The following is a 19,766-nucleotide window of genomic DNA, read 5'->3' as shown; positions in this document are numbered from 1 at the left end:
ATGAAACAAAGTATTCCAACTACCTTAGGAATCCTATTCAAGAAGGTTACAGGTGTACAAGATATTTCTTTATTACGAAAGGATATTCATAAACGTATAGGGAAATTACTATATCATCAGAAATATACAGCTGATGAGATTGTGGAAACCATGTGTAACCTTGGGATGAAGAAGGGAAGTGTTATATGCATTCATGCTTCCATGAAAGAATTTTATAACTACCAAGGTACAGCCGAAGAACTGATAAAAAAAATTCAAACTATCATCACTACTGAGGGCACTTTGATAATGCCATCGTACCCAAACCCACGTTACCAAAAAGAACCAAGTTATATCTTCAACCCAAAGACCGATCCAACATTTGCAGGTCACCTTGCAGAAGTTTTTAGGAAAAGTCCAAATGTTGTTCGTAGCATTAATGTACAACACTCAGTTTGTGCATGGGGAAAATATGCGAAATGGCTCGTAGAGGAACACTCTGCATGTAAAAACTGCTGGGATGAAAAGTCTCCATGGTACAAAATGACTACGTTGGGAGCTCTGGTCTTTACAATAGGACTTGATGCTCATTACATCGGAACATTTGACCATTGTGTAGAAGCTTTACTATATAAAGACTATGAGTATTGGGGACAGTTCTTTACTCTACAGAAAACATATAAGTATTATGATAATGACGGGACTATAAAGGATTACACTTGCATAGAAGGCGACTTGGAAAGAAGGACTCGCGAGCAAAGACTCATAAAACATTTCACATCTGAAATGTACCGTAAAAAAAGAATTTCCAATCTTCTTATAAAAGTCTTTAATTCTAAACTTTGCCTTGAAAAGATGTTAGAACTTGGACGCAAAGGAATCACAATGTATTACGTCCCATCAACTAAAGGATATAAATTTGATACAGATTATTAACAAGATAAAATCCAGTACATTATTACTCAACACATTAAAAATGTCCATGAGTAATATTATTATGTTACTACTTCCGATAGTTGTAACTCCAATTTTGTCGCGCTTATATCTTCCATCTGATTTTGGAGATTGGGGAGTATTCTCTTCATTTGTATCTATCTATACTTTAGCTCTCTTTGCTGGATATGAAAATGCGCTTGTAAAGGTAACAGAAGAAGAAATTTCTTATACTGCAACACTCTGTATCATCATCAGCTTATTGATTACAATTGCTACTACACTGGCATTTTATTTCAGCTACACAGAACAGATAAAATTTTCCAAGAACTTTCCTTCTATTGGATTACTATTCTTTTATCTGATAGCATACTCCTTGCATACAGTGTTCAGTAATTTGTGTAACAGATATGGCAGATATTCTGGTATAGCTATAGAAAATATTATTTTAGGAAGTTCACAAGCTGGTTTCCGAATTTTATTTGGAATCTTAGTGCTTTTCAATATTAATGGACTTATCTTAGGAACGACACTTGCACAAATGGCAACCGCCATATTTCTTTTTATATATCTCCTCTATATCAAGAAATACAAACAACTTTGGGCTTTCGACCTACAGAAAATGAAAGCCATCATCATAAAATACAAGAACTTTGTAGTCTATGATGCACCATCAAGTATTCTATGTTTCGCAGGATTCAACATACCGTTACTGGTTCTTGTTGCTCATTTCAACAAAGCGACAATTGGAAGCTATTCCATCATCCTACAACTTCTTCTCTTACCAATGACAATAATCGGCTCAGCCATTGGGCGTATATATTATGAACAATTATGTTCCGATAATACAGAAAATAACAGACTGAGAATACAGCAGCGCACTATACAGGTGGGGAAAGTAGTTTCATTAATATCTTTCCTACCTATGCTTTTCCTTGCATGCGGAGGAGATAAAATCATCATACTATTTCTTGGACCTAAATGGACAATATCAGGAGGAATAGCCTTATGTCTTGCCTTTTGGTCATTCCCAACTATTCTTACACAGCCATTGATTCCGTTGTTTCGCTACCTCAATAAACAACGTATTCTATTTTATTATAACAGCATATATGCTACCATCTCTATAGGCTCTATCATCATAGCCTGCAATATGAGCAACAATATCTATCACATTCTAACCTTATATACTTTCACATGCTCGTTAGTTAATCTGGCTATGTTTTTCCACATACTAAGGTTAGCTAACATATCTCCATTTGTATTCAAAAGATACATTCCTTTCTGGATTCTATCTTCTACTATTTTAATCCTTAGAATTATATTTATATGAAGAAGATTATAGGATTCATCTTTAATGCTGACAATGTATTCTCACGAATCATCTGTAGCCTTGTCTATATAGTTGTATATGACTTGGCATTCAATGGTTTTGTATTTAAGCTCTTTCATTATATGGGAATAGATTATATCCCAATGCCAGCAACGACTTATATGATATGGGCTGTAATATCAATCTTCCCCATCTTGTTTTATAAAGGAATAAAAGTATTATCTTCTTTTTTCACCATCTTTCTATATATCATGGTGTATATTCCTTTTATTCATGCGATTTTTACAATGTGGGGAATTGATACCTTCACGAAATTTACTTATAGTTTACTCATGGCCTTCCTCTTCTCCCTGTACTTCTGTATAGGGACAAGCAATACCATATTCAAAAACATTATCATTGCTCCACAGATACCATTCAAATGGGTTGAATTCTTCACCATTCTGTTAACTGCTATTCTTGTTATCACCAATATAGGCTCTATGCATTTTGTTAATATATTCACTCAATCTGATTTAATGTATGAACTAAGAGCCCAAAATGCAGAAAACGCAGAAGGTAGTTCAACTATCCTTGCATATATTAAGGGAGCACTATTTGGAGCATTCTATCCATTCCTCTTAATTAATTATCTTGGTGAAAAGAAATGGCTTAAAACTGCTCTCATAACAGCGGCCTACTTTTTACTTTTCATGATAGACATGCAGAAACTTACGTTCTTCATGCCGTTCGCACTCATTGCCTTATGTTTCTTTATCAAAAGACAAAGAAATGCTTTCAATATGAGATTACATTCTACTGTTATGTATTTATTCTCAGCTGCAAGCATTGGCATTATCAATATGAAAGATGAAGTTATACAACTGGGGGCAGGATTCATTGTTATTCTCCGTACCACAGCCGTAGCAGGATGGTTAACACAATATTATCTACGTTTCTTCTCTGTCAACGACAAGCCTTATACACTTTATTCTCACATAAATATAATCAACCTCCTTACAGACTATTACCCGTATGCTGATTCTTTAGGTAAGACTGTTGCCTATGGTTCACAAAATGCAAATGCAAACTTCCTTTTAACCGATGGTATTGCAGCTGCAGGAATATTTGGATTGCTTTTAATAGGGTTAGTTTTCTATGTTCTCTTGCACATCCTCAATTCTATATCCTATCGATATAGGCTTTCAGACCTTTTAGTAATCTTTCTTCCAACTCTCTCTTACATCTTGAATACCTCATTATTCACAACATTACTTTCCAATGGCCTATTAATCTTAATTTTGCTTCTTGGATGTACAGAGAATCCAATTGATATCCGTTTAAATAACAATAATAATGAACAATAATCTTTGTATCATCACCAATATAGGGGCACACTACAGATACCCCATCTTCTCACTCATTAGCAGAGAAATTGGCTGCGACTTCTTCCTGGGCGACAAGGTGAAGCAGAAATTAAAGACTTTCGATTATGAAAGGCTTGATGGTTATAAGAGAACACTGAAAAATCAGTTTCTTGGCCCATTCTACTGGCAGACAAATAGCGTAAGCCTCGTCTTCAAAGATTATAAATACTATATTCTTGACGGAGAGCCATTTTGTCTTTCTTCATGGATTATTCTCATTCTATGCAAGCTCATGGGGAAAAAGACTATATCATGGTCACACGGGTGGTATGGACGTGAGGGATATTTCAAAGGATTAATCAAAAGATTCTTCTTTAGTCTTTTTAGCGAACTGATGCTTTATAACGAATATGCTATCAAACTCATGACTGAACAAGGTTTTAATCCTGCACACATGTATTGTATAGCCAACTCCATGGATTCTGACAAGGAAAAAGAATTACGTACATCATTAAAACCAAGTACGCTTTACCAAGAATACTTTCACAACAACTATCCCACTGTCATCTATTGTGGTCGCATTCAGAAGTGGAAAAAATTAGACATGATTATTGATAGCATGGAGATTCTTGCGAGAGAAGGGAATCCAATTAATGCCATCTTCATAGGGCAGGACATTGAGAATGTAGACCTAAAATCTTATGCTGCCTCCAAAGGCCTGGCAAATAATGTCTGGACTTATGGTCCTTGCTACGATGACCAAATCATTGGTGAGTTCTTTTATAATGCATCCGTATGTGTATCACCTGGCAATGTAGGGCTAACTGCCATTCATGCCTTGTCGTTCGGTTGCCCTGTTATAACTCATAACCAGTTTCCATATCAAAACCCAGAATTTGAAGCAATCAAACCCGGAATAACAGGTGACTTCTTCGAGAAAGATAACCTCTTAAGTATGACAGAATACATAAAGAAATGGACATCACAAACACAAGAAGAACGGGAGCAGACCAGAACGGCTGCCTTCAACAAGATTGATAGTAAATGGAATATCCACTACCAAATAAAAATCATAAAAGAAGTGATATCAAACAAGCCAAAGATTAGACTCACTAAGGGATAATCTTCTCTATCCAAAGAGGATATACTTTCAGCAACAAACAACTTCAACATTATGCCGACAAATACAGACTCTACATATTTCAAAATAAGATCCTATATTAGGAATATTATACTAAATATTCTCGGAACATTTAGTAAACCACAACCAGGGATACACATTCTGAACGGACACAGAATATTGGACGAAACAGAACCTGAAACATTTAGGTCTTTATTGAAAGAACTGTCTAAATACGTCAAGTTCATACGCTTTGAAGAAGCCGTAAAGCTCATTACGACGCAGCAACAACCTTTAGAGCCACTTGTCGCTTTTACATTCGATGATGGATTCAGTGAGTGTTACGATTGTTTTGCTCCAGTAATAGAAGAATACGGTGTGAATGCCTGTTTCTTTATTAATCCGAACTATGTTGAAGGAGATCAGAAATATATAGACAACTTCAATGAGCACATCGTCATGACTCACCACAAGCAGCCTATGAGATGGAATCAGATAAAGGAACTCTCTGATAGAGGTTTCATTATCGGAGCACACACTATGGATCACTACATGATAAATGACGATAACGAGGACATCCTACGTTATCAAATCATTACATGCAAAGGCATCATTGAGGAGAAGCTCGGTAAGCCATGCCAATACTTTGCTTTCCCCTATGGTAAACTAACGGAAGCCAACGAACTGTCAATAAACATTGCATGTGAAACTTATGAATATGTCTTTTCACAATCAGATTACAAACATTATTTCTCATTCAGCGGAAAAGTTATCAATCGCCGCCACTTTGAACCATTCTGGCCGAAACAACATCTAAAATACTTTCTTAGTGCAAAGAAGAGATAATATAAGATATTTCCCAACGTCTCCCTGATTATGGGAGCTACCAATGATTAAGTAACGAATGTAGTACGTATTGACACTTCACAGAAAAAAGGTTGACCTATTTCTTGAAAAAGGTCTACCTTTTTAATCAAAAAGGTAGACCTTTTTTGCGAAAACCGTCAACCCTTTTAACACAAAGGGTCAACGCTCTCAAAAGAATGGGTACTTTGTTGAAATTAACAGATTAGTTGGGGAGACCGTCAACAACAAGCAACACTCTGACAATGAATTTCTAAATTGTATTTAAATGAGAAGTCAACACAAAAAGATACTGCAAATCAACATTACCGCTAACTGGGGTTCACATGGAAAGATTGCGGAAGGCATAGGTAAGATAGTTCTCAACCATGGTTGGGAAAGCTACATTGCATACGGAAGATGGATGAATCCAAGCCAGTCTACACTCTATCACATCGGAAGCAAATGGGATGAAGCAAGGCATGGAGTCATTAGTCGGTTCTTTGATAACCACGGACTGAACTCAAAGAATGTTACCCGCAAGCTCATTCAATACATACAAAGCATACAGCCAGATATTATCCACCTACATAACATTCATGGATACTACCTCAATTACCAATTATTGTTTGAATTTCTCAAGCAATATAATGCACCTGTTGTCTGGACTCTACATGACTGCTGGGCTTTTACAGGACATTGTGCACACTATATGTTTATCAACTGTGAGAAGTGGAAGCTGCACTGCGAAAAATGTCCTAACCTCAGAACTTACCCTAAAAGCTGGCTCTGTGACCGTTCCTATCAGAACTTTGAAGACAAGAGGAAGGCTTTCACTTCCTTGGATAATATAACACTAATACCTGTAAGTACTTGGTTACAAAACCAGTTAAAACAATCGTTCTTAAAAGAACAAAACATAATTACCATACACAATGGTATTGATACACAGATTTTCAAGCCCACAGAAAACTTCTTACCAGTACTACGAAAATATAAAATAAACGAGACAAAGCCCATCATACTGGGCATTGCCTCCAATTGGTATCATAAGGGATTAAACGATTTCATACAACTAAGAAGGTTATTAGACAATCAGTTTCAAATAGTTCTTGTCGGGCTAAACAGCCAAGAACAGAAAAAAATACCACAAGGCGTCATCGGTATTCCACGCACACAAAACATAAAAGAGCTCATAGCATTATATTCTGCTGCAAATATACTCCTAAACCCGACATGGGAAGACAATTTCCCCACTACCAACTTAGAAGCAATGGCATGTGGGACACCTGTCATCACCTACAAAACAGGAGGAAGTCCAGAAGCCATTGATGAGCATACAGGGTTTGTTGTCCAACAAGGTGATATACAAGAAGCTGCTAACATCATAAAGAGAGTATGTGTGGAAGGTAAGGACAAATACACCAAAGAATGCCGCAAACGAGTAAAGACATATTTCAATATGGACACACAATACATGGAATACTTTAAGCTGTACAATCAACTATTGAAGTAACACGCTACTAAGACACACGCCATTTTGTTTGCAAACAACCTTGAAATAGTCCGTGAACTTTCTATAAAGGTCTATCCTTTAAATCCTAAACTCAAAGAGTTTATAGAGATATTTGAGCGCTATCAAGAATTGATTACTATATATTCCATTCTCCCGACAGGCACGAGTATCTTCCTGCAAAAGCAAGCGATGGCTATGAAATCCATTCGTACTTGCACCGCCATTGCGCATTGTAACAAAATCAAGATTAAGATATTTCGACTTAATCTTATGAACACAAAACATGCGAACAACTATCTCGAAGTCGGCACCAATCTTATAATCAAGTTTGTAAGGACCTATCTTTTGATAGACCTCACGCCGTACATACAATGAGGGATGGGCTGGCATAAAACCAAAACGAACCCAGAAAGGGGAGAAGATTTTTGATGAGTAATAGCGCGTAACCTTATCAGGTTCACCGTCATGAATGAAGTGTATATCGCCATACACAGCTTCTAAAGCCTCATCTTCGAATGGTCTTACTAACTTAGAAACTATATCGTCCGATGTAAAATAATCATCAGAATTAAGGATTCCAATAACCTCTCCCGTAGCCATTGCTATCCCTTTGTTCATAGCATCATATATACCCCGATCTTTCTCAGATACCCATTTCACTGAATGAGAGGTTGTCTTTGAGGCGTATGCTCGTATAAGATCTACTGTTGAGTCCGTCGAACCACCATCTATTATAATGTGTTCAATATTGCGATAATCCTGTCGCAAGACAGAATCTAAGGTGTCTTGTAGCGTTTTCTCACTATTAAAAGTTACTGTAATAATAGATATTTTCATTCTATCAAATATTAGATATGTTTACATAGTTCCTCATCAAAAGCCTACTCTTAAATGAATACTACTACTGAATGAAACCATTTAATTATTAGTACTTCCTACTTTAACAATTTGATTACATCTCTGATGTTGCTGTATAAACACATAAAGCTCAATTGCCAACAAAAGTACAAAAAGAAAATGACATACAAGACTATTCTGAAAGATAAAAGTCTCGACTAAAGGCAAAACAATAATTAAAACTTTCTAACACTACAATACAATATAATTACATAAAAAGAGTTTATAGAAAGAAGAGAATACTTTAGAATATGTCGACATACACTTTAATCAGCTTCTTTGCTTTTGCCATGAGTGCGACCTGTGGTTTCGTTATGATACCACAGATTCTCTCGTTTTGTAAAAAGCGGAAGTTATATGACACACCAGATGCCAGAAAAATACACAAGAATGCTATTCCACGCTTAGGGGGCGTCTCGTTCATGCCGAGTATGCTGGTGGCTACACTCGTGGCCCTGCTGACGTGGGTCTATACGAGTAAAGGGAGTAAGATTGGGATTAGTCCTTGGAGTGTCTTCTTTGGCGTGGGTATCACGATTATTTACATAACAGGTGTCTTGGACGACATCTTTGGTGTGAGGGCTAAACTGAAACTTCTTGTACAGATAGTGGTTGCCAGTCTGTTGCCGATGTCCTATCTTTACATTAATAACCTCTATGGTTTCTTGGGCATCTATGAGATACCAACGTTCGTGGGGATGGTGATTACCGTTGGAGTTCTGGTCTTTATCATGAATGCTATCAATCTGATTGATGGCATTGACGGCCTTTCTGCCAGCTTAACGCTCATTGCCTTGTCGGGGCTTTTCTATGTTTTCCATCGCGAACATATATGGGTTTACTGCATCCTCATCGCTGGTTTGATGGGAGTCTTGGTGCCTTTCCTCTATCATAACATCTGGGGAAAGCAGGAGAAGAACCAAAAGATATTCATGGGCGACTCTGGTAGCTTGACGCTTGGCTATATCCTTGGCGTACTACTGATTAAGTTCTGTATGTATAACCCTCATGTCATGCCTTATCAGAAGGGGGCTACACTCCTCTCCGTCACCTTACTTATCGTACCAACCTTTGATGTTTTCAGGGTTATCATCGTACGATTATTGCATCACAAGCCGATTTTCAGGGCAGATAAGAACCATATCCACCATAAGTTGATACGTGCAGGACTAACTCAGCATCAGACGTTGATTAGTGTTATTGCACTGTCCTTTCTCTTTATCATCATCAATCTCTCGCTCTTCAATCACTTGCTTGTGACATGGATTATTGCGATAGATGTCGTTATCTACATCGCCTTCCATTACACACTCGACTCCTTTATCAGAAGGAGGGGAGCTCTGCCGTTTACGGAGTAAATGCGGAGGATGGAAAGAAACGATGGTAATCAGAACAGGACATTATTCTCTATACGCAGAAAGGTAGGCGCAGGCCTACCTTTTCTCGTTTTATTCTCATGACCGTTAAAAAACTCGTCTCTTTCGATTACTATCCGTCTGCTTACTCCTATGACTGCAACATCTTACGACATAACCGCTCTCCGCAGCCCGCATGTTAAACCTCCACACATTCTGTATCGAGCCTTAACACAATAGGTATCAATCCTTAACACATTCTGTATCAAGCCTCAACACATTATCCACCAGCCCTCCTCAGACAGAAAGAAGAGAACGAGGAAACGCTATGAGTATGGGTTACGAGCATCGCAGACTACTATCGCTTCGCCGATTATCTACCGTATTTAGCCATCGACTATCCCTTAGAATTTATCGAAGTAGAGCCTTACCGTACCGTCATTTATCACCAACTTACGCCTGTCAACCCTCTCAATACGAAACGTGGGAGTAAGACTCTTAATGCCATAACGACCCAATGTCGCTTCGTAAGCAGTCAAAGGATGGTCGCCATTCTCACGGTCGAAGAGGTAAGGAGACGACAGTCTCAGTTGGTCGTTATCAATGCGAAAACGATAGAGATAACTGTTGACCTGTCCTGTCTTATCCTCCATCTGTAAGAGTTTGGCCTGAAACGACCAGAAGACAACCTGTTCACTCAAGTCTTCCGTTACTCCTGTACTGATTGTCTCGACACTGACTAAATGCCACATACCCTCTAATCTACCTGCGTCGTTATCGGTCTCTAACGAACAAGAGGAGAGTAGCAACGTTAATAGAGGCAAGACAAAGGATAATATCTTTATTCTTTTCATGTTCTTTTTTCTTACTTTATTCATAATCAGCAGACTACCGCTTTCCCAAGAGGCCACGCTTCGCAATGGTCAATTGCAGTCCGTAGTTATTCCCATGGAGGATTGACCCAAAGTCGGCCCCAACACCCATCCGCACATCAGTGTTGCGCATCCATGCTGGCAGTCGTTGCCCTCGTAGCGTGTAAGTAGCCTCTCCCATCAGACTGACGTTGTGTCGTCTCTTCGTGTAAGGCTGTTCGTAAGTACCCAAGCCCTCCTGCCATGTACCGAGGAAACGCCACTTGAAGCACTCAGAAGGGTGCCCGCTCATTCCTACATGGAAGCCCACAAAGCGGTTATCCTTAAAGTAGATGGTCCCATCCTCATTGTAGATAGGCGACCGATAGAGCGGGTTTCCCATCGCTTGGCCCCAATGCTGATAGCCAGGAAGGATATAATGGTTATAGTAGTTGTCCTTTCCTCCGATATGGTCGGCCACCGTTATGGTGTGATCATGGTATATCGGTCCACTCTGATACTTTGAGTAAAGATACTCAACGACGATGTTGTTCAGCCAGTTATCGGGTTTATAACGATATTCAAAGCCTAACATCCAATCTTTGAAATCGTAGAGCAAATAGCGACGCTGCTTCTTCTCCATCCACTCGCTACCCTCGCCATAGCCGTCATAGTCGAGCTGAAGCATGGCTGAATGGTCTTCGAAGAACTTATCGGCATAGAGGGAAAAACCGCTCCAGTCGCCATCATAGTTCAGACGCATCACCCAACTGCCTAACTGGTCGCCCTGCACATTCTGATAGGTGGTCTCACCATTGTCGGCTCCACCTGGCAGAAAGGCATGCCAATAGGCTCGTAGTCCTTTCCCATTCTCTATCTTCTGCATACCACCATGCCCATCTGAGAGATAAGAGGTACCACCGAAAAGGCTCACCATCTCCAATCCCATCTCTAATGACCACGGACAGAACACCTCTTCGTTACCTATCTTCAGATAGCCTGCCTTTGAATGATAGAGCACTCGGTCGGTATATTTCGACTGCTTAGCGGTGAAGTCGTGCTGCCAATTCTGGTCGGTTGTCATTCCGTAGGCGACGTGTCCTTTCATGTGCAACCAGCCATTCGCAAACGGTAGTGTCCAATAGTCTGCCAGTGCCAAACGCACCTGTGGGACTGGGCGGGCATTGATTCCCAACGTTTGCGAGCCCGAACTCAGTTCATTATTCTTAAGTTCCATCGGCTCTTCCTTCGCTCCAATGGTCAGTGTTCCGTGCCACCATCGTCCCTCGACGTATGCTTGCTGAATAATAGCCTTACTCGTATAGTTGATAGGCAGTACAACGTCTAAGCCATAGCCTAAACCGAATTTCCGCCCCTCATCCGTCGTCAAAGGTCGCTCTATACCGCCCCGCACATAGCCATTCGCCGTCTCCAGCGAACTCAGTCCGTATTTATTGGCATTGAGCCAGAGGGGTGTTCGCCCTTTGGCAAGGCTCCCCTGCATCTCCACCTTATATTCTAAGCCCTTTAATGGCTGCAACCTTGACGTGTCACGACGTACGGGCTCTTGATACTGAGCCTGCATTGTCGATGCTATCAACACACCTATCAAGGTTGAAAGTAACTTCTTCATCATTATAAAAGTTAATATCAGCCACAAAGATAAGAAAAAAAAGACGATTAACCAACTTAATTCTCTGTAAGTGAATACACATTATTATATTATAGACAACACGCCCGCTGAATGTAAATAATTAGCTATTATCCCGTATACCATTCTCTCGTGTATTCTGAATAGCAATGTATTAGAATGTTTTTAATAAAATACTGCAACGTAGATAATAAGCTTTCCGAACGTAAAAAGCAAAGTTCTACACCGTAGATAATAAACTTTCCGAGTGCAAAAAACACAGTCCACAACAGCTCTCAGCGTTTTCTCCTTCACCAAAGACGCCGTTGTCGTCGAATTATTTTCATGAAAATAATTATTTATTATCATGAAAAAAAATATTTTTCTTCATGAAAAGAAATTCCAAAACGGCCCCTTCCGAATACTGCCGCCCATGACCACACTATCTGTTCGCCCTCCTTTAGCATCCAAAAAGCCACTTACAAGACCCGTAACCACGCTGTTTTACGCCCCTTTTTATAGTCGAAAGCATATAAAAACATTATTATCTTGCTTTTTTATATTCGTTATGATATAATTTAAGGAAAAACTTGTACCTTTACATCCGAAGTAATATAATTAATATGGAACGAACTAAATTATCGATGGTTGTCAAGGCCTTGCGTAAAGAATATGGACTTACACAAGAAGACCTTGCCATGAAGTCTGGTGTAGGACTGTGCTTTGTTCGCAATTTAGAGCAAGGAAAACAAACGCTAAAGATGGATAAGGTGAACCAGCTCCTCGATTTGTTTAACTACGAACTTACGCCAACCAAGAAACAATGAAACAAGCAGAAATCTACCGAAAAGGCCTCTTTGCTGGTATTCTGACAGAAGATGACGGTGAATACCGATTCTGTTATGATGAGATAGCGTTCGTAAAGTGACTCCATTAAAACTAACCTCCCTTTCATTGCCGACATCTTTCATAGGCAAACAGCTAACTTGTTTACATGCGATTAAACGGGGTAGTGAAAGATGACGGCAGCTTTATATTAAAACTAAACACTATAATAAAGGTAGAGAAATAACACCTTTCTATCGCCCTAAACACATGTTTAGGGAAAATCCCCCACCATGTAGGGGAAATCCTTTTCATAGTCGTTTTTTTATTTGTTCCTTTGCATCATGAAAGTTAGGGGACGCTTCTCGGAGCACTCTAAGACTTGAATAAGAACTTAATAAAGGTAACGATTATGAGAAAGATAGTACTAACCCTCATCGCATCGTTCATAGTCAGCATTGCAACAACAAGTGCAATGAGTTATGAGCAGGCTCGAATACAAGCACTCTTTCTAACAGATAAGATGGCTTACGAGCTAAATCTGACAGAGGCACAATATGAGGCTGCCTACGAGATAAACCTCGACTACCTCATGAGTGTTAATACTGTTGACGACCTCTACGGCATTTACTGGTCGCATCGCAACGTCGACTTGAGCTATATACTCTATGATTGGCAATATCGGGCATTCATCGATGCACCTTATTTCTACCGTCCTTTGAGATGGGACGGAGGCTACTGGAGATTCGGAGTCTACGCTCGCTATCCAAGACGCGACTACTACTATTTCGGACGACCAGCGTTCTATAACGTTTACAATGGCGCACATAGCTGGCGTATGAACGGCGGACAAAGCTGGTATAACGGTAGAGAAATCTTCTACGGACGTGATAGTCGATTCGGAATGAGGGACAACTACTTACGTGGCGACTACTATAGAGGAGGTAACTACTACTATAATAATGGCCCAACCTACCAGAATGACCGTCCAAGAAGTTTCGGTAATCAACAACGATGGAACTTTGATGGACCTCGAAACAACGAGTACTATGCCCCACGAGGGAGTTCGACACGTACGACGGTGACACAACCTAACTACGGTAACAGCTTCGGCGGGAACAGAAGCTTTGGTGGTGCAACAAGAAGCACTGAGCCAAGTCGATCATTCAGTGCGCCAAGCAACAGCTTTGGTGGCGGAAGTCCTTCCTTCGGTGGAAGCCGTTCAAATGGCGGAAACATATCAAATGGAGGTAGTTCTTTCGGTGGACATAGATAAAGATAATAATAAATAGACATTGATTTAATCAGGTTTAAATACTAAGCACTAAGATAAAAGGTTTAAGGTTAGACGTTTTAAGGTATTAAGATTGTAAAGCAGTTAGCAAACCAATGAGTATAGACTGCATTCAGACCAAATTAGAGATGTAACAAAAAAGAGAGTTATTTAAATGAAGAAGAAGAGGAGTTTCACGTGATGTGAAGCTCCTTTTCGCTTTTGGGATATTAGCCCTATCAGCCTTATATGGCCCATCAGCCCTATAAGACTAATTAGGCTAATAAGCCTTATAATTCAATCATCCTCACCTCAGCATTGCCCATTGGCCTCAACTCATTCATCGGCTTGTCATAATAAACGCTTTGGATAGCCTTATTGATGATACCATGTCCCACGGCAACCACCCTCTTTCCTGCATATTCCTGCCCTACCCATGCAAGGAACTCCTTAGCACGAGCCTTCAAGGCGTCCAAGCTCTCAATGTCATCGGGCCATTGAGAGGGGTCATTGAGATTAGCCAACTCGGGAATATACTTGCCTGTAAACGACCCCCAATCACGCTCTCGCAACAGCGGAGTAGTCGCAACTACCTGCCCATGCGGTGCCGCTATCAGTTCACAAGTATGGATACTTCGCCGTAAGTCGCTTGATACAAAAGCATCAATCGGCTCATCCTTCAATTGCTCTGCAAGCTCTTTCGCCTGTTGAACACCCTTCTCATTCAGCTCGCCAGGCGTCTGACCCTGCATAATATGATTGGCATTATCTACCGTCTCACCATGTCTAACAAGATACAATATCGTCATAACATCTTCATTCTTACTGCAAAAATAATAAAAAAGTCAGGTAGTTAACCCTTGAAATAGGGATTATTTTGTATTTTTGTAACCATGAAAGTACTTCAAATCTCAGCCGTAAGGGCTATTATCGTATTAGTGACTGGCTTCCTCCTCGTCAAGTATCGCGAAGATACTATGACTTGGATGACCATCACCGTGGGTGTGCTCTTCCTCATCTCAGGACTCGTTGCATGTATGGTCTACTACTTTGAAAAGGAGAAAGTGGCCAAGAAGACTGCCAAGGCTGCACTCCAAGAGGGTCAGCAAGAGGAAGAAGACCTCAAGTCACCCTCCTTCCCTATTGCGGGCGTAGGTAGTATCGTCTTGGGTATTATCCTTGCTGTCATGCCCAACACATTCACTACTTGGATGGTGTATATCCTCTCTGCACTGCTTATCCTTGGTGCTGTCAACCAGTTTATGAACCTTGCTCGCTCGCGCCAGTACGCCCGTGTCCCCGTGTACATGTGGATCTTCCCTACTATCAGTATGGTTGTTGCCATCTTACTAATCAGTAGACCGATAGAAACTGACGCTCTCTTCTTCACACTAAAGGTTATTGGGTGGGCCTTTATGTACTATGGCGTCTTAGAGTTCGTACTGATTATCCGCATGTATCTTGTCCGCAAAGCCTACGATAAGGCTGAGGCTGCAAAGGTTGTGACAGGCGACAAGATGGTTACTGACGGCATAGAGGATGCTGAGGTAGTAGAGGAATAATCCATGTACTACTGCCGCTACTCATCACCCCTCGGCAATCTGTTGATTGCTGGGGCGGAGGATGTTGTCGTCTATTGCCTCTGGGAAGATACAATTGACGAACGAATGATGGCTACATGGGAGGAGGATAAGTCGGAGAAAAGCACTGCGCTGACTGAGACCTGCCGCCAACTAACAGAATACTTTGCTGGTACTCGCAAGGTGTTCCGTCTTCCCTTGCGCCTAAACGGTACTCCCTTTCAGCGTCTTACATGGTTGGGGCTACAACAGATCCCCTACGGTGAGACCCTCTCTTACGCTGATTTAGCAAAACTAACAGGCCGTCCCAAGGCCGTACGTGCCATTGGCAATGCCAATCACCACAACCCCTTAATGCTCATCATCCCCTGCCATAGGGTCATTGCAAGTAACGGAGAGATAGGTGGTTACGCTGGTGGAACGGCCCGAAAAGCCTGGTTATTAGAAAAAGAAAAGCTGAACAAGTAACCACCCCTTATCTGTCAAGAAATTTATTAGCGCATACTTCTCCCATAACCCCTAATCTTCAATAAACTTTTAGCAGCTTAGTAAGACCATTACAAGTAGGTGTCTTCCTAAGGTGTTTACTATCGCCTTCATTGCCAACTGACGCTTTTTCTGCAAGTACCATTCCCTTTCCACCCATAACCATGTGACACTTGCAACCCAAACAGACCCTTCCCATCTTCTTTATCCAATGCGCTTTTGAGCCTACATCAGACTTAACAGCTTCTTTGACAACGGTTTTCTTTCGATGCCTCAACATCCTCGTGTACGTTACTCTCACTGATGCTGCACTAAAAAAAAGTTAAATAAGCAAGATAAAAGAGTATTAATTACAATATTCTTTATAATTTTGCAACAATTATAAATATCATAGGTAAAAAGATTGAATAGCATTGAGTAACGACGTGTTGAGTCTTATCTTATTAGGAATAAGGCGATAAACACATGACCACTACTTTCTGTCTTATTATTTTCAAAGCCCACATCTCTGTGGGTCAAGATTATTTTATCAAAAAATGAGAACAATAAAAACGAAAAAACAAAACTATCTTAAACCGACTGTATCGGTATGTAATGTCATGGAGGAAAGCTATATCTTGGCCACAAGCCCTAATGTACGCCTTGGAGGGAATACTGGTCAAAACATCACAATAGAACCTCTAAAGCCAGCAACAGGCGATAATGATGATGAATTAGTTGGAGAATAAACAAAAGAAAATTAACTAAGAATAATGAAGAAGATATTTTTTTATCATGCACTCTCTGCTTTGTTCGTTGGCGGTATGACCTTGTCAGCTGTCTCTTGTGCAGACGATGACTTAGGAGAAAACACTAACAATGGTGACAAGGGTGCTGTTGTACAATTTAACGTAGGTGATGCACAGGAAGAAGCACTAACTCATGGAGGAGCAATGACACGTGGAGCTATCACCCCAAACCTGACTAACAAAGACCTTGACAGTCATAAGTTAGACGTACAAGGCAATGGAAACCTCAACGTATGTTTGATTGAGACGACTGTAGAGGGTGTTAACCCTGTAAAGACAGAACCAAGCACTCGTGCTAATATTACCACCATGTCGAACCTTGGTAATTTCTCATCTACGGGCCTTCGCAGCAACAATGAGAATACAATTGGTAGTAGTTGGTTCGCTGAAAAGACTACTGCTAAGGATGGTACTATCACACCTTCTATCCCTTGGTCATGGTTGCAACGCTACGCTCGGTTCTATGCTGTCTATCCAGAGACGACGGACAGAAACAATAAAATCACTGTTTCATCCCAGCCAACAGCTACCTCTGCACCCATCATAGAGTTTGAAGTAAATCCTGATGTGGCTCAGCAGGTAGATCTTATGACTGCTTGTACAGGCAAAGTAACATACGCTACACAATATCAGGCTCCAAGAAGCGACCTTAAGTTCCATCATGCGTTAACAGCCATACGCTTTGCTGTTGGTCAAGACCTTTCGTTCAATAAAACGATTAAGAAGATTTCTATCAACAATGTACTGACGAAGAGTAAGTACAAGCTCCCTTATGAGCCAGGAGATAACACTGCAGGATGGGACAATACAGCGTTCCCTAACGAGCGCCATACGGTAACGCTTGACGGACTAAACTATAAGACTAATGAGAACCCTAATAGTATTATCAGAAATCAAACGACATATAAGAATGCTGATGAGCGTGACCTCACAAAGTTAAATGATGGTTACACTTTCTATATGATACCACAGAAACTTGATGGTAACAACGTGACTGCTGATATCTATTTTACTGATAACACAACTATTCATGTCACTCTCAAAGGTTCATGGGCTGCAGGCACAACACGCACATACAAGTTGAGCGACAAAAACTCCAATTGGGAGTATGTACTTACCGCTGATGGTCCTTCTGCTGCTGGCTTCTCTGACACACAGACTGATGCCTTCACCATACATAGCTACCGCCACGCAAATGGTAGCCAGAACGTACCTATTCCATGGGAGGTTGTAGGATACAGCGAAGATAACGGTAATACATGGACTACTAATAAGCCTTCATGGCTACGTAGTCTTAGTAAGGAACGTAGCAATGGAAGCGTTGTACCAGAGCAAGGTACTGCTACCCTCATCCCTGCTCAGACTATCAACTTGCTTGATGCACGCAATAAAGAGTTACAGACTGCATCCCCATTGGGTACAGCTACTGCACCTTATAACCTCTCAAACAAGACTGGTGGGGCAGCAGTAGAGAACACTGCTAACTGCTATGTTATATCTGCTCCAGGATATTATAAGATTCCGTTGGTGTATGGTAACGCCATTAAGGATGGTGCTACTAATAGTAGTGCATACAAGATGACTGTTCAAGGTAATAGTAATACCCTTGCAGAGCTAAGAGATCAAGATGGTAATCCTATTACTAACCCATGGATTGAAAAGACAAATAATGGTGCGAATAAAACTATTGATAAGGCTTGGGTCCTATGGTCTGACGAGAGTAATCTTATTAAAGTTGATGGTAATGGACTCGAACGTGCTTCTGATGGCAACCTCTATATAAAGTTTGAGGTGACAAAAGAAAATATCAAGAGTGGTAATGCAGTTATAGCTGTTAGAAGAACTTACCAGACACAAGAGCGAGTACAACAACGAAGAGGACGTAGAACAGAATGGGTTACCGTTACTACGACACATTATCAAACCCTTTGGTCATGGCATCTGTGGTTTGCACCGAAGAATGCACTTGACAAGATTGCTGTTACCAACAAGCAAGGAAATACTTATAAGTTTACTAATGAGGCTTTAGGTTGGAAGCCAACAGCTTGGCAAGGAACCCCTTACCAAAGTCCACGTACCATAAAAGTAAAGGTAAAGCAGACTATAGGTAAGAAGAAAGAAGCAGTAATAACAATTACTCAGTTGCCTGGTACATCATCAAGAACAGGATATACAACCCAGTATCAGTGGGGTCGTAAGGACGCTTTCCCTGGTAAGAGCGGACAGCCTGCTCAAGGAACAATTAACTGGAATGCTGGAAGCGATATGTACATACAGACTATCCTCCAGAACCCACAAAACTATTATACAGCAGGGTATAATGGTGACGGCTCACTGAATGCAAATACAGCCTTTGCCACATATTATACCTCTTACAATTTGTGGTCAATGAATAATACAGCTGTGTATGCAGAAAATACAGCAAACAGCAAGCCCGTTGTCAAGACTATTTACGATCCATGTCCTGTTGGGTTTAGCGTACCAGCTAATGATGCTTTCACAGGCTTCACACAGACTGGTTTGAATGGAGGAACCATGAACGTGAATGGTACAGGTAATACACAGACCTATAAGAATAACTTCGGTCATAACTTCTGGACCAATAACGACAAGACTGAAACTATCTTCTTCCCTGCTGCTGGATTTAGAGAAGCTACGGATGGCGGCACATTGAGTCGTTATGGAGAGTTTGGTGATTATTGGACAGCGACTCCTAATACCGATCACAATGGCTGTGTTATGGGCTTCGATGTCAACTCTGTTCATCCACTTTACCGCAACACTCGTACCTACGGCTTTGCTGTTCGCCCTGTTGCAGAGGAATAACATGAAGGTTACAGAGCAAGCAGTCTAATGCTGTACTTGCTATAGTTTACTTGAATAAGCTGTATCAAATTAGGTTGAGCCCTATTTTGATGCAGCTTTTTTCGTACGCTCTACTTCACAGACCATAAAGGTTAGGAAAGAGATATTAGCTCTTATTGGTTATGAAAAGTCTTTACATAGAATCT

At 40.6% G+C, this 19,766-nt stretch carries 18 protein-coding genes; 13 read left to right on the top strand and 5 right to left on the bottom strand.

What is annotated here, in order from left to right; translation table 11 throughout:
• From CHB62_RS04990 to CHB62_RS04965, 6 genes are all read left to right on the top strand, one after another.
• Positions 1-915, top strand: coding sequence for an AAC(3) family N-acetyltransferase (locus tag CHB62_RS04990; protein ID WP_089365939.1), 915 nt, complete (start codon positions 1-3; stop codon positions 913-915).
• Positions 899-2,245: an oligosaccharide flippase family protein gene (locus CHB62_RS04985; RefSeq protein ID WP_254919366.1), complete on the top strand. Its 1,347-nt coding sequence runs from the start codon at positions 899-901 to the stop codon at positions 2,243-2,245. The genes CHB62_RS04990 and CHB62_RS04985 overlap by 17 nt, the downstream gene beginning before the upstream one ends.
• Entirely contained in the window at positions 2,242-3,591 is a 1,350-nt protein-coding gene (locus CHB62_RS04980) for a hypothetical protein (RefSeq protein ID WP_089365938.1), read from the top strand. Before CHB62_RS04985 ends, CHB62_RS04980 begins: the two co-directional genes overlap by 4 nt.
• Positions 3,581-4,714, top strand: coding sequence for a glycosyltransferase (locus CHB62_RS04975; RefSeq protein ID WP_089365937.1), 1,134 nt, complete (start codon positions 3,581-3,583; stop codon positions 4,712-4,714). The genes CHB62_RS04980 and CHB62_RS04975 overlap by 11 nt, the downstream gene beginning before the upstream one ends.
• Before the next feature lie 51 nt (positions 4,715-4,765).
• On the top strand, positions 4,766-5,557 hold the full coding sequence (locus CHB62_RS04970) for a polysaccharide deacetylase family protein (RefSeq protein ID WP_089365936.1): 792 nt from the start codon (positions 4,766-4,768) through the stop codon (positions 5,555-5,557).
• Positions 5,558-5,843: 286 nt separating this feature from the next.
• Complete coding sequence (locus CHB62_RS04965) at positions 5,844-7,070, top strand: glycosyltransferase (RefSeq protein ID WP_089365935.1); 1,227 nt, start codon at positions 5,844-5,846, stop codon at positions 7,068-7,070.
• A 78-nt stretch (positions 7,071-7,148) separates the two neighbouring features.
• On the opposite strand, the gene CHB62_RS04960 is transcribed toward CHB62_RS04965, so the two are convergent.
• Positions 7,149-7,907, bottom strand: a complete 759-nt coding sequence (locus CHB62_RS04960; protein ID WP_089365934.1) for a glycosyltransferase family 2 protein — start codon at positions 7,905-7,907, stop codon at positions 7,149-7,151.
• 311 nt (positions 7,908-8,218) lie between these two features.
• Here CHB62_RS04960 and CHB62_RS04955 point away from each other — a divergent pair, with 311 nt between their 5' ends.
• Positions 8,219-9,325, top strand: coding sequence for an MraY family glycosyltransferase (locus CHB62_RS04955; RefSeq protein WP_089365933.1), 1,107 nt, complete (start codon positions 8,219-8,221; stop codon positions 9,323-9,325).
• A 401-nt stretch (positions 9,326-9,726) separates the two neighbouring features.
• Here the strand turns inward: CHB62_RS04955 and CHB62_RS04950 are convergent, their stop codons facing one another.
• Together CHB62_RS04950 and CHB62_RS04945 are read right to left on the bottom strand one after the other, a co-directional pair.
• Complete coding sequence (locus CHB62_RS04950) at positions 9,727-10,176, bottom strand: lipocalin-like domain-containing protein (protein ID WP_089365932.1); 450 nt, start codon at positions 10,174-10,176, stop codon at positions 9,727-9,729.
• Positions 10,177-10,210: 34 nt separating this feature from the next.
• Positions 10,211-11,806 (bottom strand): capsule assembly Wzi family protein, encoded by a 1,596-nt coding sequence (locus tag CHB62_RS04945; RefSeq protein ID WP_089365977.1) that lies wholly within the window; start codon positions 11,804-11,806, stop codon positions 10,211-10,213.
• A 620-nt stretch (positions 11,807-12,426) separates the two neighbouring features.
• On the opposite strand from CHB62_RS04945, the gene CHB62_RS04940 reads away from it, so the two are divergent.
• On the top strand, positions 12,427-12,630 hold the full coding sequence (locus tag CHB62_RS04940) for a helix-turn-helix transcriptional regulator (RefSeq protein ID WP_042855817.1): 204 nt from the start codon (positions 12,427-12,429) through the stop codon (positions 12,628-12,630).
• 410 nt (positions 12,631-13,040) lie between these two features.
• Positions 13,041-13,904, top strand: coding sequence for a hypothetical protein (locus CHB62_RS04930; protein ID WP_089365931.1), 864 nt, complete (start codon positions 13,041-13,043; stop codon positions 13,902-13,904).
• 287 nt (positions 13,905-14,191) lie between these two features.
• Here the strand turns inward: CHB62_RS04930 and CHB62_RS04925 are convergent, their stop codons facing one another.
• A complete protein-coding gene (locus tag CHB62_RS04925) occupies positions 14,192-14,710 on the bottom strand; it encodes a histidine phosphatase family protein (RefSeq protein ID WP_089365930.1) in 519 nt (172 codons plus the stop codon).
• Positions 14,711-14,794: 84 nt separating this feature from the next.
• Between CHB62_RS04925 and CHB62_RS04920 the strand changes: the two genes are divergently transcribed.
• Both CHB62_RS04920 and CHB62_RS04915 read left to right on the top strand, forming a co-directional pair.
• Positions 14,795-15,463 (top strand): DUF308 domain-containing protein, encoded by a 669-nt coding sequence (locus CHB62_RS04920; protein ID WP_089365929.1) that lies wholly within the window; start codon positions 14,795-14,797, stop codon positions 15,461-15,463.
• A gap of 3 nt (positions 15,464-15,466) precedes the next feature.
• Positions 15,467-15,949, top strand: a complete 483-nt coding sequence (locus CHB62_RS04915; RefSeq protein WP_089365928.1) for a methylated-DNA--[protein]-cysteine S-methyltransferase — start codon at positions 15,467-15,469, stop codon at positions 15,947-15,949.
• 58 nt (positions 15,950-16,007) lie between these two features.
• Here CHB62_RS04915 and CHB62_RS04910 read toward each other — a convergent pair whose 3' ends face one another.
• Positions 16,008-16,247 (bottom strand): hypothetical protein, encoded by a 240-nt coding sequence (locus CHB62_RS04910; RefSeq protein ID WP_089365927.1) that lies wholly within the window; start codon positions 16,245-16,247, stop codon positions 16,008-16,010.
• A 256-nt stretch (positions 16,248-16,503) separates the two neighbouring features.
• On the opposite strand from CHB62_RS04910, the gene CHB62_RS04905 reads away from it, so the two are divergent.
• Positions 16,504-16,695 (top strand): hypothetical protein, encoded by a 192-nt coding sequence (locus tag CHB62_RS04905; protein WP_089365926.1) that lies wholly within the window; start codon positions 16,504-16,506, stop codon positions 16,693-16,695.
• 24 nt (positions 16,696-16,719) lie between these two features.
• On the top strand, positions 16,720-19,581 hold the full coding sequence (locus CHB62_RS04900) for a hypothetical protein (protein ID WP_089365925.1): 2,862 nt from the start codon (positions 16,720-16,722) through the stop codon (positions 19,579-19,581).
• Positions 19,582-19,766 lie beyond the last annotated feature (185 nt).

It is taken from the genome of Prevotella jejuni (genome assembly GCF_900187995.1).
Classification (GTDB): Bacteria; Bacteroidota; Bacteroidia; order Bacteroidales; family Bacteroidaceae; genus Prevotella; species Prevotella jejuni.
This window is presented reverse-complemented; position numbering and strand designations above follow the sequence as displayed.

Bases quoted from the DNA above. Each gene is read 5' to 3' on its own strand.
- CHB62_RS04965 (WP_089365935.1), top strand. From the start codon at position 5,844: ATGAGAAGTCAACACAAAAAGATACTGCAAATCAACATTACCGCTAAC.
- CHB62_RS04930 (WP_089365931.1), top strand. From the start codon at position 13,041: ATGAGAAAGATAGTACTAACCCTCATCGCATCGTTCATAGTCAGCATT.
- CHB62_RS04975 (WP_089365937.1), top strand. From the start codon at position 3,581: ATGAACAATAATCTTTGTATCATCACCAATATAGGGGCACACTACAGA.
- CHB62_RS04900 (WP_089365925.1), top strand. From the start codon at position 16,720: ATGAAGAAGATATTTTTTTATCATGCACTCTCTGCTTTGTTCGTTGGC.
- CHB62_RS04940 (WP_042855817.1), top strand. From the start codon at position 12,427: ATGGAACGAACTAAATTATCGATGGTTGTCAAGGCCTTGCGTAAAGAA.
- CHB62_RS04960 (WP_089365934.1), bottom strand. From the start codon at position 7,907: ATGAAAATATCTATTATTACAGTAACTTTTAATAGTGAGAAAACGCTA.
- CHB62_RS04950 (WP_089365932.1), bottom strand. From the start codon at position 10,176: ATGAAAAGAATAAAGATATTATCCTTTGTCTTGCCTCTATTAACGTTG.
- CHB62_RS04905 (WP_089365926.1), top strand. From the start codon at position 16,504: ATGAGAACAATAAAAACGAAAAAACAAAACTATCTTAAACCGACTGTA.
- CHB62_RS04970 (WP_089365936.1), top strand. From the start codon at position 4,766: ATGCCGACAAATACAGACTCTACATATTTCAAAATAAGATCCTATATT.
- CHB62_RS04920 (WP_089365929.1), top strand. From the start codon at position 14,795: ATGAAAGTACTTCAAATCTCAGCCGTAAGGGCTATTATCGTATTAGTG.
- CHB62_RS04910 (WP_089365927.1), bottom strand. From the start codon at position 16,247: ATGTTGAGGCATCGAAAGAAAACCGTTGTCAAAGAAGCTGTTAAGTCT.
- CHB62_RS04915 (WP_089365928.1), top strand. From the start codon at position 15,467: ATGTACTACTGCCGCTACTCATCACCCCTCGGCAATCTGTTGATTGCT.
- CHB62_RS04945 (WP_089365977.1), bottom strand. From the start codon at position 11,806: ATGAAGAAGTTACTTTCAACCTTGATAGGTGTGTTGATAGCATCGACA.
- CHB62_RS04955 (WP_089365933.1), top strand. From the start codon at position 8,219: ATGTCGACATACACTTTAATCAGCTTCTTTGCTTTTGCCATGAGTGCG.
- CHB62_RS04980 (WP_089365938.1), top strand. From the start codon at position 2,242: ATGAAGAAGATTATAGGATTCATCTTTAATGCTGACAATGTATTCTCA.
- CHB62_RS04990 (WP_089365939.1), top strand. From the start codon at position 1: ATGAAACAAAGTATTCCAACTACCTTAGGAATCCTATTCAAGAAGGTT.
- CHB62_RS04925 (WP_089365930.1), bottom strand. From the start codon at position 14,710: ATGACGATATTGTATCTTGTTAGACATGGTGAGACGGTAGATAATGCC.